11 protein-coding genes and 1 pseudogene are annotated in these 13,878 nt (G+C 44.4%); 9 read left to right on the forward strand and 3 right to left on the reverse strand.

Going from position 1 to position 13,878, the window contains the following annotated elements:
* The first annotated feature begins 8 nt into the window (after positions 1 to 8).
* The 3 genes and pseudogenes from AC1DWN_RS00525 (at position 9) to AC1DWN_RS00535 (ending at position 1,499) form a co-directional block, all read left to right on the forward strand.
* Positions 9 to 188 carry a hypothetical protein gene (locus AC1DWN_RS00525; RefSeq protein WP_477556993.1) on the forward strand — a complete coding sequence of 60 codons (180 nt, stop codon included), beginning with the start codon at positions 9 to 11 and terminating at the stop codon, positions 186 to 188.
* 111 nt (positions 189 to 299) lie between these two features.
* Positions 300 to 431: pseudogene (locus AC1DWN_RS00530) on the forward strand (carbohydrate ABC transporter permease); the annotation flags it as partial.
* 30 nt (positions 432 to 461) lie between these two features.
* Complete coding sequence (locus AC1DWN_RS00535; RefSeq protein ID WP_477556994.1) at positions 462 to 1,499, forward strand: glycoside hydrolase family protein; 1,038 nt, start codon at positions 462 to 464, stop codon at positions 1,497 to 1,499.
* 222 nt (positions 1,500 to 1,721) lie between these two features.
* Here AC1DWN_RS00535 and AC1DWN_RS00540 read toward each other — a convergent pair whose 3' ends face one another.
* Positions 1,722 to 2,930: an MFS transporter gene (locus AC1DWN_RS00540; RefSeq protein ID WP_477556995.1), complete on the reverse strand. Its 1,209-nt coding sequence runs from the start codon at positions 2,928 to 2,930 to the stop codon at positions 1,722 to 1,724.
* Between the two features lie 155 nt (positions 2,931 to 3,085).
* Here AC1DWN_RS00540 and AC1DWN_RS00545 point away from each other — a divergent pair, with 155 nt between their 5' ends.
* Positions 3,086 to 3,604 (forward strand): acyl-CoA thioesterase, encoded by a 519-nt coding sequence (locus AC1DWN_RS00545; protein ID WP_477556996.1) that lies wholly within the window; start codon positions 3,086 to 3,088, stop codon positions 3,602 to 3,604.
* Between the two features lie 149 nt (positions 3,605 to 3,753).
* Here the strand turns inward: AC1DWN_RS00545 and AC1DWN_RS00550 are convergent, their stop codons facing one another.
* A complete protein-coding gene (locus AC1DWN_RS00550) occupies positions 3,754 to 4,698 on the reverse strand; it encodes a helix-turn-helix transcriptional regulator (RefSeq protein ID WP_477556997.1) in 945 nt (314 codons plus the stop codon).
* A 181-nt stretch (positions 4,699 to 4,879) separates the two neighbouring features.
* Between AC1DWN_RS00550 and AC1DWN_RS00555 the strand changes: the two genes are divergently transcribed.
* The 3 genes from AC1DWN_RS00555 (at position 4,880) to AC1DWN_RS00565 (ending at position 6,955) form a co-directional block, all read left to right on the forward strand.
* Positions 4,880 to 5,212 carry a hypothetical protein gene (locus tag AC1DWN_RS00555; protein ID WP_477556998.1) on the forward strand — a complete coding sequence of 111 codons (333 nt, stop codon included), beginning with the start codon at positions 4,880 to 4,882 and terminating at the stop codon, positions 5,210 to 5,212.
* Positions 5,213 to 5,425: 213 nt separating this feature from the next.
* Positions 5,426 to 6,289 carry an NAD(P)-dependent oxidoreductase gene (locus AC1DWN_RS00560; RefSeq protein WP_477556999.1) on the forward strand — a complete coding sequence of 288 codons (864 nt, stop codon included), beginning with the start codon at positions 5,426 to 5,428 and terminating at the stop codon, positions 6,287 to 6,289.
* Positions 6,290 to 6,562: 273 nt separating this feature from the next.
* Positions 6,563 to 6,955: a hypothetical protein gene (locus tag AC1DWN_RS00565; protein WP_477557000.1), complete on the forward strand. Its 393-nt coding sequence runs from the start codon at positions 6,563 to 6,565 to the stop codon at positions 6,953 to 6,955.
* A 486-nt stretch (positions 6,956 to 7,441) separates the two neighbouring features.
* Here AC1DWN_RS00565 and AC1DWN_RS00570 read toward each other — a convergent pair whose 3' ends face one another.
* Positions 7,442 to 8,380: a hypothetical protein gene (locus tag AC1DWN_RS00570; protein ID WP_477557001.1), complete on the reverse strand. Its 939-nt coding sequence runs from the start codon at positions 8,378 to 8,380 to the stop codon at positions 7,442 to 7,444.
* A 298-nt stretch (positions 8,381 to 8,678) separates the two neighbouring features.
* Here AC1DWN_RS00570 and AC1DWN_RS00575 point away from each other — a divergent pair, with 298 nt between their 5' ends.
* Both AC1DWN_RS00575 and AC1DWN_RS00580 read left to right on the forward strand, forming a co-directional pair.
* Positions 8,679 to 10,463: a vWA domain-containing protein gene (locus AC1DWN_RS00575; protein ID WP_477557002.1), complete on the forward strand. Its 1,785-nt coding sequence runs from the start codon at positions 8,679 to 8,681 to the stop codon at positions 10,461 to 10,463.
* A gap of 24 nt (positions 10,464 to 10,487) precedes the next feature.
* Positions 10,488 to 13,877: a tubulin-like doman-containing protein gene (locus AC1DWN_RS00580; RefSeq protein WP_477557003.1), complete on the forward strand. Its 3,390-nt coding sequence runs from the start codon at positions 10,488 to 10,490 to the stop codon at positions 13,875 to 13,877.
* The last annotated feature ends 1 nt before the right edge of the window (position 13,878 follow it).

Here is a 13,878-nt window from a genome sequence, read left to right on the forward strand (position 1 = left end):
GATTTTACTTGGGTTATACGGACATGTTAGGACGTCGGAGCACGATCTTGAAACGTAATATTGATACGATGATTAAGAAGAATAATAAGCAAGGGCTTAGCTCTCAGGAGAGCAGCTTCTATCAGCACATGCTTAAAGAACTGCATCAAAATGAGCATGAATTACATTCAGCTAGAAATAGTCATTGATTCTCGTTGCCTTATAGCGGTAGACTAATAAAACGTTCCAAATAAAAACCGTAGATAAAAATCACTGATCAGCGATCGGTGGTATTTATTTACGGTTTTTTTAGATATTTGCTCGGTATTATTTCTGATCGTACATCAAAAGCTGCTCAAATCTTTCTAGGTACGCTTCCGATTCTTATGGTGTATCCATTCCTGCAAAGGTATTTCATGAAGGGTATTGTGATGGGCAGCGTTAAAGGATAGTATTAGCAATAAATGGGAGGTTTATATCGTATGGAAAACCCAATATTCAGTCGATTAATGCCAGCATCGAGAACAGGAGGCTATCGCGAGGATGACCACTACATCTGGTGCGGATCTTGTGTTTTAGGCGAAGATGGGCGGTATCATCTCTTTGCTTCACGATGGAAGAAAGAGCTTGGTTTTGGAGCGCACTGGCTGTTTAACTGCGAGGTTGTGAGAGCATCCAGCACAACTCCTGAAGGGCCCTATCAATACGAAGAAACGGTGCTCGGACGAAGAGGGCGTACCTTTTTTGACGGTATGAATCAGCACAACCCTCATATTAAGTATTGGAATGGAAGCTATTATCTCTATTATATGGGAACGACGTTCGGAGGACCGATACCAGGTCCGGGAGATTCTCCTTCATCTGAACGAGTAACTGAGGTTTGGAATAACAAAAGAATAGGCTTGGCAGTATCGAAATCCGTGTTCGGCCCATGGACGAGAAGAGACACGCCTCTATTAGAACCACGCTTAGGCAAATGGGACTGTACGATAACAACTAATCCTGCGGTAGCTATATTAGAGGATGGAACGACGTATATGATATACAAATCACGTGAGTATGCCGGTTCTACCCTGCAATTAGGCATTGCCGTTGCCGACCACCCCGAAGGACCGTTCCGTCGCTTAACGGATGATCCGATCTTGAGTTTCACTGATCCAGATTTACATGTCGAGGACCCTTATTTATGGCATGCGGATGGTCTGTTCCATCTATTAATGAAGGATGATTTCAAGAATGAAAGTAAAGGTATAACGGGAGAGTGGGGGGCCGGCGTCTATGCGACAAGCGAGGATTGCGTTAATTGGACGATTCACCCGAACCCGAAAGCGTATTCCCGTACGGTTCAATGGGATGACGGAACCCAGTCGGAAATGATCAATTTGGAGCGGCCTAACTTACTCTTTCAGAATGGCGTACCTACGCATTTGTTTGCTGCAACCGGCTCGGGAGAAAAAATGTGGCAGTTCGATCATACTTGGAATATGGTCATTCCTCTTGCTCCTACTCAAGAGAAGTAAGAGAAGTAAGGGAAGAAAGCATGAGCGGACAAGTGTTCGAGGAAAATAAAATTTTAGACTTACCCCCAATAACAAAAAAAGCGGCGGCCAGGGACGAGAAAAAAGTCCTAGACTGCCGCCTTTTTATGTAGATTAGGCGAATCCTACCCACCGATCGGCGCCATTGCGTTCGCGTCCGTTCCTTTGCCTCTTTATGAGTCGCTGTAATTCAAGAGTAAAAGCTTATGAAGTTACTGTAGTTCCTCTTTTTAGCTTGTCCTCTCGCAGCTGCCTACGCACAAGAATAGCTGCCGTAATGAGCAGCACCCCGTTAATGACGAATACCCAGCGTATAGGAATGATCCCGCCAAGCACTCCGCCGATGACGGGCGCGAGCATTGTCGCAAATTGTGAGGCTGATTGATTCAAACTGAATGCGCGACCGCGGAATTCACTTTCTGTTACTTTGACAATCATGGCATTAATGGAAGGATAAACGCCGGCAAAGAACAATCCGTACATGAAACGTAGTATGCCGAATTGTACATAGCCGTTTACGAAAAATTGCAGGCAATTGCCGATTCCTCCTCCAAGCAGTCCAATAAACAATACACGAGAAAAGCCGATACGTGAGCCTAATTTACCCCATTGCGGAGCGGCTATTAATGTTGCTATACCCATGGCCGAGAAAACAATACCCGATTTTAAGGCCGCTTCGCTTGGTGTAACACCAAGCTGCATGACGAATACGGTTAGCAAAGGCTCAAGGATCATGACTGAGAACGTCGCTAATCCTGCTAGAGCAATCAAAGTCGCGAAGGCTCGATTGGATAAGGCATGTTTGATGTCGTCTTTAATGGATGAGCGGACGGCTGAACGATTGAACTTTTTCTCATGCACGAAAAACGTGGCTATCAAAGCAGCAACCAACACAACGAGTCCTGAAAAAATAAATGCCTCACGATTACCTATCAGATGGCTGACGATTCCGCCGACTACCGGCCCCATAATTCCTCCGGTTGCACCAGCCGTAGCCATAATACCAAGTGCATATCCCGATTTATCCTCAGGCGTATTGGTAGCAACTAATGCAATAGCAGCCGGAACATACCCAGCAAGCAATCCCTGAAAAATCCGTAGAACTAGAAATAAATAAGGGTCATGAATGAAATAAGTTAGAAAATACATGACGGCCAAGCTGAAGCCCGATCGAATAAGCATAGGCTTTCGACCGTATTTGTCGGATAGTGATCCCCAGAAAGGGGCGATTAAGGCGCTCGCAAGAAATGTAATACCGAATGAAATACCGGACCAGGCTTCCAAATGATTCGTTATACCAAGCTCTGTGCTTAAGAACAGAGGGATAAACGGTATTGAAATGGTATAGGCAGTACTGCAAAAAAAGACGCCTGTCCACAAAACAAATAAGTTGCGTTTCCATGAAAAATCCATATGCTGTCACTTCCTATTGCTTATGTAGTTGTTTCTATTGTATCCCTATCCTTGAAGAAACTCTATTCTATATTGGAAATAAGTGAAGCATAACAGCTCGGGAAATGGGGAAAATAGTCGAAGTGCATGTAAATGGTTAGAAAGTAGTGTGAATAATGACAGAGACGAAATATGTGAAGGAAACACGCTGCTTTAAAATTTCTAGAGTGTTTCCTACTGATGTCAATAATCATGAAACATTGTTTGGTGGTCGGTTAATGTCACATATTGATGACATTGCTTCGATCTCAGCTTCTAAGTTATGTCGGGTCACAGCGGTTACCGCGTCTACGGATTCGGTCGATTTCCTCTCTCCAATTAGACCGACTGATTCTGTATCATTAGAGTCGTTTGTAACCTGGACTGGCAGGAGCTCTATGGAAGTATTTGTGAAGGTCATTACGGAGGACTTGCGAACCGGGAGGAGGAAAATTGCCGCGACTGCTTTTCTTACCTTTGTAGGGCTAGATGAGGAAACGAACCGGCCGATTATAGCACCGAAGGTTATACCGGAGACAGAGGAAGAGAAGAAGCTATACGAAACCGCTGCATATCGTAAAGAAATGCGGAAGCACCGTAGAGAAGAAAGCGAAAAATTTGCCGATTATTTGTTAACGGAATATCCGTGGGAATGAGCTTAAGCTTGAACAACTATTAAAAGGTCATTATTTTCTACTTTTTGTAGGAATATGGCCTTTTTCGCTTTCACAAGCATATCAATATTTAATATTAATAAACACCTTTAGGGGCTTCGACTTTGTTTTTTGTCTCTAGTTCACTTCCTCTAATTTTCGTATTGACTGATTAGCTGCCGTAGCTTGCTTTGTATTTGTTCACGTACCACTAGGGGACGCTTTACTTTTGCCTCCATGCCGAAGCCGAGGAAAAAATGTACCGTCCACGGTGTAAATGATGTGCTCATCTTTGTACGAATCGTACCTGATCCGTCCGCATGCAAATTAATCCACTGGGATAACCATAAATCTGATTGGCATCGTCTTACACCCTCCGGCGTCAAATCCACCTCGAGATCCAATGTATCTCCTTCATTTATTCTCATGACCCATGACTTAATGTCCTCCTCGGCCATATTCAATTTCTTGCTTTGGTCTGCCTCTAAGGAAAATTCCTTCACTCGATCTACGCGAAATACTCGATAATCCTCTGCCGAGAAACAGTAAGCTTGGCAGTACCATAACCCGTTCATTGTATAAATCCCGAGTGGTTGAATCATTCTTTCTCGGCGAGAAGAAGCCTCGTACATGATTGCGACGACGCGTTGCTCCAGTGCCGCCTCTAGCAGCTCCTTCAAGAAAGAAACATCGATTTCATGCGGGGGTACCCAAAATACAAGCCTTTGTTGCATGCGTTCGATCTTTTGCTTTAGTTCGCTCGAGAGGTAATGAAAGAACTTGTCCAACGCTGTATTCACTTCGTTTTTGAAAGGGAGAGAGTTGTAATTGCGCAGCGATTGGCAGGCAAAAAACAACGCGATCGCCTCGTGTTCGGTAAAGCTGATGGGTGGCAGCACCTTCTCACGTAGAACACGATAACCGCCTCTAGGACCTGCCTCGGAATATAGCGGCACACCGAGTTCACTCAACTCCATCAAATCACGAATCATCGTTCGGCGCGAAACGCCACATTCATCCGCCATCTCCTGTATCGTAAATTTCTTGCGTTCATTGACCTTCATGATGAGTTGAATAAGTCGCTGTGCTTTGTGCATGGGACGTTTGCTCCTTTTTTACCAATGCAAATAACAGTGCCAGTAGTTGGCACTATTATCCCGTATATTTAAACTCCAAGTCAATGTTTATACAACGAGGAGGATTTGGACATGAACTTGTCTGAAAGAAAACACTTCATACAAGTTGACACTTAATATGAGGGCTAAAGGAGCTTAAAAAATGAAGTATGAAAATCAACAATACGTGATGGAAATCGTTTTGTTTGAGTTGAAGGAAGAGGCGGATAAGGAACGTTTTTGTAAGGCGGCTGATGCATTAACTGAGGTACTACAAACTGAAATTCCCGGGTTTAAAGGGCGCACTTTGCTGCATACACCGGACCAAATGCAATGGACGGACATTATTTACTGGTGTGATATGGAAATGGCTTTGGGAGCGATGGAACAACTCAAGTCTGTCCCAGATTTCCGGAATTTTGTATCGATGATTGATTCACGGGAGATCACGCAAAGATATCTGATCCCGGCAAGAAGCAGCGTATCCGGCATATAAGTACCTCCTTGCGAATGACCCTGCCTGGATATAGTGACGAATTATCGATTCTGAAGGAAATCGCTCCCCAATGTAAAGGAGTCGAATACTTGTTCTTTCCAGATTTTTTACGTAATTGATACCTTAAATTCTTTGTGATAAAGGACGTTTACAGCAGAAAAGAATGATACTACCGTTCAATGATTAAGAACTTAATGACATGGAGGAAACAATATGAGTAATGTATCAGTAATCGGTTTGGGATCAATGGGTGCAGCACTGGCTCGAGTACTGCTTCAAAATGGCTATCGAGTTACAGTATGGAACCGATCGAGCGCAAAGGCTGAGCCGCTTGTCAAGGAAGGAGCTGTCCTTGCTCCCAGTGTAGCTTCTGCTATAAGCGCTAGCATAGTGTCAGTTATCTGCGTATCTGACTATAAGACTTCGTATGGCATTTTGAATACAGAAGAGGTCAAACCGGCTCTCGTAGGTCGCGTTCTAGTCCAGTTGAGCACAGGTAGTCCTCAGCAAGCACGTGACAATGAAGCGTGGGCTCAAGAACATAACGCGGAATATCTAGACGGAGCCATAGCGGCTTCACCGCCTCAGATGGGCAAACCTGACGCTACAATTTTCACATCAGGCTCTATATCTGCTTTTCAACAGAGTGAGCCGCTTCTCAAATGCCTGGCTGGAAATGTGCCTTATCTAGGTGAGCAAATTAGCGCAGCATCTTCGACAGATTTGGCGTTTCTTTCATACCTATTTGGTTCGTATCTTGGCTTTTTTCATGCGGCACGTATCCTTGAATCGGATGGCCTTCGCGTAGATGATTTTGGATCCATGATAGCTCATATCTCGCAGGTTATCGGAGAGGTTATCAAGCATGAGAGCGATGTGATTCAAACAGAAACATACGATAACCCACAGAGTTCCGTGAATATTTGTATGACGACAGTGGAACTCCTCATGGAACAAGCTCGTGAGGCGGGTATTAATAATGAATTCCCAGTATTTGCTCAAGGGCTTTTTAAGAAGGCTATGGATGCAGGCTACGGACATGAGGAGCTTGGTGCCCTTATTAAAGTAATGCGATAAGAAACTAATTGACTTCGTAATGCACAATATCTTCTTACATGGAAGGAGTATAATCTAAAAGCGGTAATTCCTGCATAAAGGAATTACCGCATTTTCGTATTTAAAGCAATGGCAATGATAATAATGAACGGAAGCCCAACATTTGGAACGATCTACATAAGGTGCTGGAGCTCGAAAAAGAAACTATTTTGAATGCTGGTGCGTCTATCTATTTGAATTGAGAATTAAGAACTAACTATTAAGATTAGGAATCATTGGAGAGGGGACCCCTATATGCGCTTAATACCGGCTGCACGAAGCAGTCAGTGGTGGATATTCATGGGAGCATCGACATTACTTATTACGTTGTTGTTGTGGCTCATCCGTTTTGGTGTGTTATACCAGACGTTTACAGTTACTCATGCATTCCGATTTATCCTGCTTGCTATCATCGTTTCTTTTATTTCAAACTTCGCAGGTTGGCTTGGTGCTCGCTGGCTATGGTTATTTTCAACGATAGGGATTGTTGTTGGTCTGATTATGATGGCTATATACGCTCGTGATATTACAGGCTGGGGGGACTTAATCAGTGTCCTTGTTTTTTTACAGCTAATCATTATTGGATTTGTACTTGGTTTGGTCGTTGAGGGCATCTTGTATGGAAGACGATGGCTGCGAGGGAGATAAGCAAGATTAGTAGTAGAAAAAAACGGCTATCCTTTTTGGCTTGAAAGCTAGGGGATAGCCTATTTGACCTTTTTAACACGAATAACGGATCTGTTGTCCAAACGTATCTCCGAATAGCGGATGCTTCACAAATAAGCGCTTCTGTGTCCGCTACCCTATTTACTATGCCCGTTTAGTTTCAATATTTGCAATTAAATGAGGCTGCAAAAGGGACAGTGGCGGTTTAGTATCAGAGGATGAACTTAATTGCTGGGTTTGCTCGACCTTGCCCACTTTTTGGTCATTTAGCTGCAAATCCTGAAACTAATTGGACTCAATTTCCATAGTGCCGCTCATTAGTTTCACAATGTGAAACTATTTTTAACATTGCCGTCAAGCCGTCAGTTGAATATGTACATTCATGGTGTTAGCCTATCGACAAACAGCGGGACAGCAGACTTAATGGCTTGCCAGGCTAGCCAATTGCTAGCCTTTTAGCGGATTTTGTTACTTTAGGGTTTGAAAATCTTCATCCCATTTGTATTTTTCATCGTAAATCTTAAGAACTTCTTCAGATAATTGCCCCCAATTAGTATGGGGATTGTTAAGAACTATGTGATAAAGTCGGAGAAAGCGGTCTTTAGGCAGCTTGCGAGCATATCTCATCACTAAATGCTGGTACATGAACACGTATCGCTTCATTCGGATAGCGGCCCCTGCGACGCCGATAAGGATGCTCTCGCCGTTCTCCATTTTAATAATTTGGGATTCGTACATGAGAACATAACGGAATGCCTTTTCCTTAAGGAGATCTCGTCTGATTTTAGTCAGCTCTCCTATATATTCGGCAAGGTCGGGGCTAAAGTGGCCCATTATAAGTGGTTCCAGCATCAGATCCATGTCCTTGCGGAGTAAGAAGGTTTGCAGCAGTAATATTTGCTCGATTCGAAGCTGGTCGGTCTGAACGAGAGCTCCAATTTCACGAAGCATCTCATACGTGAGAGGCTTGTTTCCGCTTTGAAATACTTCAATGGCTGCATCACGGTCAGCAGTAAGTCCAGCTATTAACTGGTGAGCGTCTTGTTGAAACATCTTATCTAGCAGCAGCAGTTTTTCAGAGGTAGCTGTCTTCCTCTGAATAACCCATAAGATGGCGAGCAGCAACACGCCGCCTGCTGCGCATGCTCCAACCTGAGTCGCAGTCTGGCTAGCAAACAGACCAACTATAAGTAGCAGCAAAACTACAGCTCTTGCTTTCCACATAGAGCGCAGCAGCAATATATCAGCGTGTTTATCAACGCTGATCAGTGACTTTTTGCCGCATACACCGCATTGCTGCTCACCTAATACAGTGAAATATTTGCATTTGCGACATATTTTAAGCTTCATATAAGCATAACGTGTTTTAATAAAGGGGTTGAATTGAATCGCTAGTTTCTTGTTCATTCTTGTTCATGCCTCCCTTTCTTCAGAATGGACCGTACTAGTTTGTCCAACTGCTCGGGAGACGGAGCCTTCTTCTGACGAGAATAATATGAAGCTGATTGAATAACTACAAAAAGAAACAATAGTCCTAAACAGACGTATGTAAACATATGGGTTTCCTTTCTTACAGTAACAGTGATTTGTGGGAATCTATCAGGTATACTTACTGTATAGTATAGCACCATAGCAGAAGCAGTGATAATAGTGACTAATGGACTAGGTGGATGAACTATCGGTCCTTTTACAAAGGAGTATAATCATGATTCAAATAAAACGTTTTACTCGAAATCTTTTCATTGCGGCATCCGTACTCTCCGTACTCCTGCTGCCGTTTGGCCAGTTGACTACGGTGCATGCCGCGCAAAACACTCCGCAAATTGATGCGGTGCTAGTGCTCGATGTGAGTCATTCCATGAGTAAAAGTGACCCGGGTAAAATTGGCAATGAAGCGATGAAGATGTTCATAGATATGCTGTCCACTCAGGGCGACCAGGTAGGAATTGTTGCCTATACTGATAAAATTCAACGTGAGAAAGCGCTGCTTGAAATAAAGTCGGCTGCTGATAAAGAAAATCTGAAACGTTTCATCGATGATTTAAACCGCGGTTCATACACCGATATATCTGTCGGAGTGAAGGAAGCCGTACAAATATTAGAGGACGGCGCAGACCCGGGTCATGAGCCGATGATCATCGTGCTGGCCGACGGCAATAATGATTTTGATGATAAATTGGGCAGAACACAGGCTGAATCCGATAAGGATATGGAGCAGGCGCTCAAAGAGGCGAATGATCGCGGTCTGCCGATCTATACGATTGGATTAAATGCTGATGGCAAGCTAAACAAGGAAGCACTTGCTAAGCTGTCGGATCAAACCGGAGGCAAGTCATTTTCTACCGACTCAGCGGATGATCTGCCTCAAATATTAAGTGAAATTTTTGCGAGCCATCTGGATCTGAACGTTGTTCCTGCTGATTCCTTTACGGCCAACGGAAGCTATCAGAATGTGAAAATAGCTGTTCCTAATGCTAATGTTCTGGAAGCGAATATTTCGATTATGTCCGAGAAGCCGGTAGAGGTAAAGCTGCTTGACCCTTCCGGCAAGGAGGTTACGATTCCGTCAGATGATGTTCTGTTATCGAAGTCGAAGAGCTATTCGTTAATGAAGCTGCTTAAGCCGACTGAAGGTGATTGGACCCTACAGGTTAAAGGTGTAAGTCAGGATAAAATCGATATCAACTTAATTTTCAACTATGACTTGAGTTTGGCGATTGACCCACTTGCATCCACCTCTTACTCGAAAGGCGATAAGGTGAATATCAACTCTTACCTGATGAGTGGAGGACAAAAGCTGAAAGATAGCGAGCAGTATCGCAACATGAACGCGGTTATGCACGTCAAGGATTTGGATACAGGTAAAACAGAAGAAGTGAAGATGGAAAATGCCGGGGATCATTTTAAAGGAACCTATAAAGTTGCTGATAAGCATGATTACGAAATTATAGTTAAGGCCGAGGAGAAAAGCTTCTTCCGTGAGACGGAAGCCATTACGATCAGCGCCAAAGCAGGAGGGGCAGGTACAACAACGCCGACTCAGCCAGCTGAGGAGAAAAAGCCTTTCCCTATCGTACCAGTCGTCGCTGGTGTTCTCGGTCTAGTAGCTATACTCGCAGCAGCTTATTACGTACAGCGTATGCTGATGCAGGCGAATCGTGGTTTTGTAGGTCAGCTTATTATTGAAATCAGGGATGAGAACACAGGGGATCAAACCTCCCCGCAATATAAGAAGCTAACAAGCTTTAAAGGTAAGTTCAATCTCCATCAACTGCTGCAGCTCGCTCCGGAGTTGAAGGAGACGGAAGCTATTATTTTCAGACCAGGTAGCAATGATCGGATCCTGCTAAGAAACGGCTCCACGTGCACGATTGAGAAGTCAGGAAGGGCAATCAATGCCACTAGTGATTTCGAGCTGAAAAGCGGAGACCGCATCGTAGTTCCCTTACAACAAATAGACAAAACAATCTTTATAGAATTTCTCGTTTAAATAGAGCTCAGGAGGTAGAAGATTATGAAGCCGATTGTAAGAGAACATATTCAGCAGTTGGATGTATCGCTAGGCGGAGGTATTGTCAGTGAGAAAATACGGGTGGATACCATTGATAACCCTATTCTGATTATTGGACTCGGAGGTACTGGTATAGATGCGCTGCTGCGACTGAAATACCAGATAAATAGGCGCTTCAAGCTGCCGGAGGATCCTATTTCTAAGAGAAAACGGGATAAGCCCGACAATGTAGAGTTTCTTGCGTTTGAGACTAACGAACAGGATCGCAATAAAAAGTATAAAGGGATCGGCTTAGATCCAATCAATGAATTTGTACTGCTGTCCAACGCTGAAGTTGGCGGGCTGCTGCAAAACCGCAGTATTTTGGAGCCGTATATTACCGATTGGCTGTCACCAGAACTTAGTATTACAGACGGAATGAACGGTGCGGCTGGTGTTCGCCAAGCAGGACGGTTGCTGCTGTTTACGAAGATTAATCAAGTTGTACAAAGTATAGATAAGAAGATTAAGACGTTATCTGTCGGCACGAATAAGAAGCTGATGGTATTTCTGCTAACCGGCTTGTCCGGCGGTACTGGAAGTGGCTGTTTTCTCGACATTTCCTACATCGTAAGAGGAATTATTGAGCGTGATCATGGCTCCGCAGGAATTGATCGAGTGAACACACTTGGCTATTTGTTTACACCGGATATCAATCTAGCGAACAAGAGTCTGAGCGAGCATACGCGTGAGTATATTAAGAAGAATGGCTACGCGGCGCTGAAGGAATTGGATTATTGGATGAACGTGGACAGTCGTGGCGAGCGGTTTAAGCAGCAGTACGGCAGCATTTTGTCCGTTAATTCGCCGCTTCCGCCGTTTAATCTGTGCCATCTCATATCGGCAACGAATGCAGAGGGTAAGCTCCTTGAGAATGCCTACGATTACTGCATGAACGTGACAGCCGAGAACATTACGAATTTTATGGCGAGTGAGGATAAGCAATCCGGAGAAGAGTTCGCTATTCATGATTATATAAGCAATATTCGTACGAACATTGCACAGATGAACAAGCTGTACCCAGCCAACTACGACTATAACATCATCGGAGCTTCTTCGGCGGTACTGCCGATCGAGGAAATGACGACCTATTTGGCTTACCGCTTGTTTAATAAAATGGACAAAATGTTCGAGAAGGCTCCAACCCAAGAAGAGGTGGAGAAGTTTGCGCGTAAGCTTGGCATCGATCTAGAGACGATGGGCAAGACCTTCGATTCACGTATTCCTGAACCGCTGCCTGGTTATGAGAACAGCGAGCGATTAAGCTACAATAACGTTATTAAAATGCAGGCCGTTAATATGGACACAGAGCTGGAGCAAAACTTTTTGGCCAGAGCTCGCGAGGAATATATTAAAGCGAAGAAGCAGATGCCGGGAGAGATTGTTGGACAGTTTACCGAACAGATTCGCCGTACCTTCCTTCATCCGGAACAAGGCCCATTTTATGTGTCTCGGTTGTTATATACAGAGAAAGGCTTTTGCTTGCTGAAAATGCTGCTTTCTTATATTGAAACGCTTCGTGAGAACTTGCAGCGGCTTCCGAAGGAAATTGAAGCAGCCAGAGACCAGGTGGATGAGCGGATGGGCGATGCCAAGAGCGCCTTCGTATCCAAGGACAAGAAGAAAAATAACTACATTGAAGCAAAAATCAATGAGTACTGGCTGCTTGCCGATATCGAGCGCATGGAGCAGTTAATTGAATTTTATGAAGATCTGCATCAGCTGCTTAATGCGGAGAACAACCGGATTTATAGCGTATATACGGAAATATTGAATGTGCTCAACTCTATTTTCGCCAAAAACGGCGATCTTCTAACGAATGGAGAAGAGCAGGCCGATCACAAAGGGAACAAAACCTATTACTGGAACATCGTCACCGTTCCTGATATCTCGGATGTTATCAGTCGTTTAATGGATAAAAAGGACGGAGACGAGCTGATCCGCGACTTTACGCAGGAGCTGCTCAACCATTCGAATCAATGGGTGAAGGAACAGGAAGTGGATATCGTAAGCTCGATATCTGAGTTTTTGACCGACAAATTCGGTGACTTGATTATGAAATCAATGGAAGACTTCCTTGTGATGAAATACGGCAATGAGGAGTCGATCGAGAAGTTTGTCGAGCGTCATATCGCAACCAAGCTGGATGAGGAAGCTGTGCCGGTATTCCATTTAAGCAACAGCTCAGGCAATTTGCACGTTCCTTCTTGGGGCTTCGTCTCGGTTCCAGTGCAAGCACCAAGCATTCTTAAGGGTATTCGGAACTACCAGACCAACGCTCTGGGCAAATCCCACTTCACAATTAAAGAGAGCGAAGTGAAAAACCGAATCTTCTGGTTGAATACAAGAAACGGTGTTCCTTTATTCGTATATACCCCACTTAAGGTGTATGAGGAAAGCTATGAGCGTACGATTCTAGACAAGGAAGGTATCGGTCGTCACTTGGTGCAGACTGACCGCGTCAACTGGATGTATCTTCCATCACCGATTCCAGAGAAATCATGGGGTGACACGTACGTTAATCCACGGGTGCAAAGCTACAATGCGCGGGTTCGAGCGGAGTTTGTTCAATCGGAAGGCTACCGAATCATTGCGGAGAAGGGCGTAGACAGCAACACAAGCAGCCGTTATTCCGTAAGGTTTACGAAGCAGTTTGACGTTTCTACTGAGTTGAAAATGTATAACATGCAGCTGAATTCAGCTAAGCCGAATTTGGGCGAGGTTAAGCGAGCACTAAATGAGCTGAAGCGTCTTCTAGCGGAAGGGCTGGAGGTCGAAGCGACGAAGGATATTTTCGGCAGCTTCTCTGAGGAGCTTGCGCAGGAAAATCTGATCCGCTCACCAGAGCTGCTGAGACGCGTTCGCGAAGAATTGGCGAAATACGAATCGATCAACAGCAAGGTCTCTGAACTTGAGCAATTATTAAATCTGCATCAAGATGAAGATAAATGGTTCGACCAGTTTATTGAGGCACTATACACGGACACGATCTGCAAGAAAGGCGCGCTTTATGTGTATGATCGCGATCCCGAGGAGGAAGCATGGGCTCCTTTCGCTAATTTGATGAAGAGCAGCAATTATGTAGAGCACGAAGTGTTCGAGAGCTTCCGTCAACTGGATGACAAAAGCCGCAGTTTATTGATGCGCAAGGCGTCACGCAGAGTAACGGAGTTGACGTCAACTGAGGACACGGCCCCTCTTCTAAATAAATTGGAGGATTTGTTCGGCACTTTCCTTGATGCACGCGAGCGACTGGAGTATGAGAAGGTTGAACTTGCTAACGGTGAGGAGCTGCATCGTTTCTATAAAGAAATGACGACAAAGCTTAATGAAATTCGCAGAAAGTTGAAATAGC

It is taken from the genome of Paenibacillus sp. P4_A7, from assembly GCF_056402455.1.

What these genes read in the sequence shown, in the direction of transcription:
- AC1DWN_RS00545 (WP_477556996.1), top strand. Translation starts at nt 3,086, where the DNA reads ATGACAGAGACGAAATATGTGAAGGAAACACGCTGCTTTAAAATTTCT.
- AC1DWN_RS00555 (WP_477556998.1), top strand. Translation starts at nt 4,880, where the DNA reads ATGAAGTATGAAAATCAACAATACGTGATGGAAATCGTTTTGTTTGAG.
- AC1DWN_RS00570 (WP_477557001.1), bottom strand. Translation starts at nt 8,380, where the DNA reads ATGAACAAGAAACTAGCGATTCAATTCAACCCCTTTATTAAAACACGT.
- AC1DWN_RS00550 (WP_477556997.1), bottom strand. Translation starts at nt 4,698, where the DNA reads ATGCACAAAGCACAGCGACTTATTCAACTCATCATGAAGGTCAATGAA.
- AC1DWN_RS00540 (WP_477556995.1), bottom strand. Translation starts at nt 2,930, where the DNA reads ATGGATTTTTCATGGAAACGCAACTTATTTGTTTTGTGGACAGGCGTC.
- AC1DWN_RS00560 (WP_477556999.1), top strand. Translation starts at nt 5,426, where the DNA reads ATGAGTAATGTATCAGTAATCGGTTTGGGATCAATGGGTGCAGCACTG.
- AC1DWN_RS00580 (WP_477557003.1), top strand. Translation starts at nt 10,488, where the DNA reads ATGAAGCCGATTGTAAGAGAACATATTCAGCAGTTGGATGTATCGCTA.
- AC1DWN_RS00575 (WP_477557002.1), top strand. Translation starts at nt 8,679, where the DNA reads ATGATTCAAATAAAACGTTTTACTCGAAATCTTTTCATTGCGGCATCC.
- AC1DWN_RS00565 (WP_477557000.1), top strand. Translation starts at nt 6,563, where the DNA reads ATGCGCTTAATACCGGCTGCACGAAGCAGTCAGTGGTGGATATTCATG.
- AC1DWN_RS00535 (WP_477556994.1), top strand. Translation starts at nt 462, where the DNA reads ATGGAAAACCCAATATTCAGTCGATTAATGCCAGCATCGAGAACAGGA.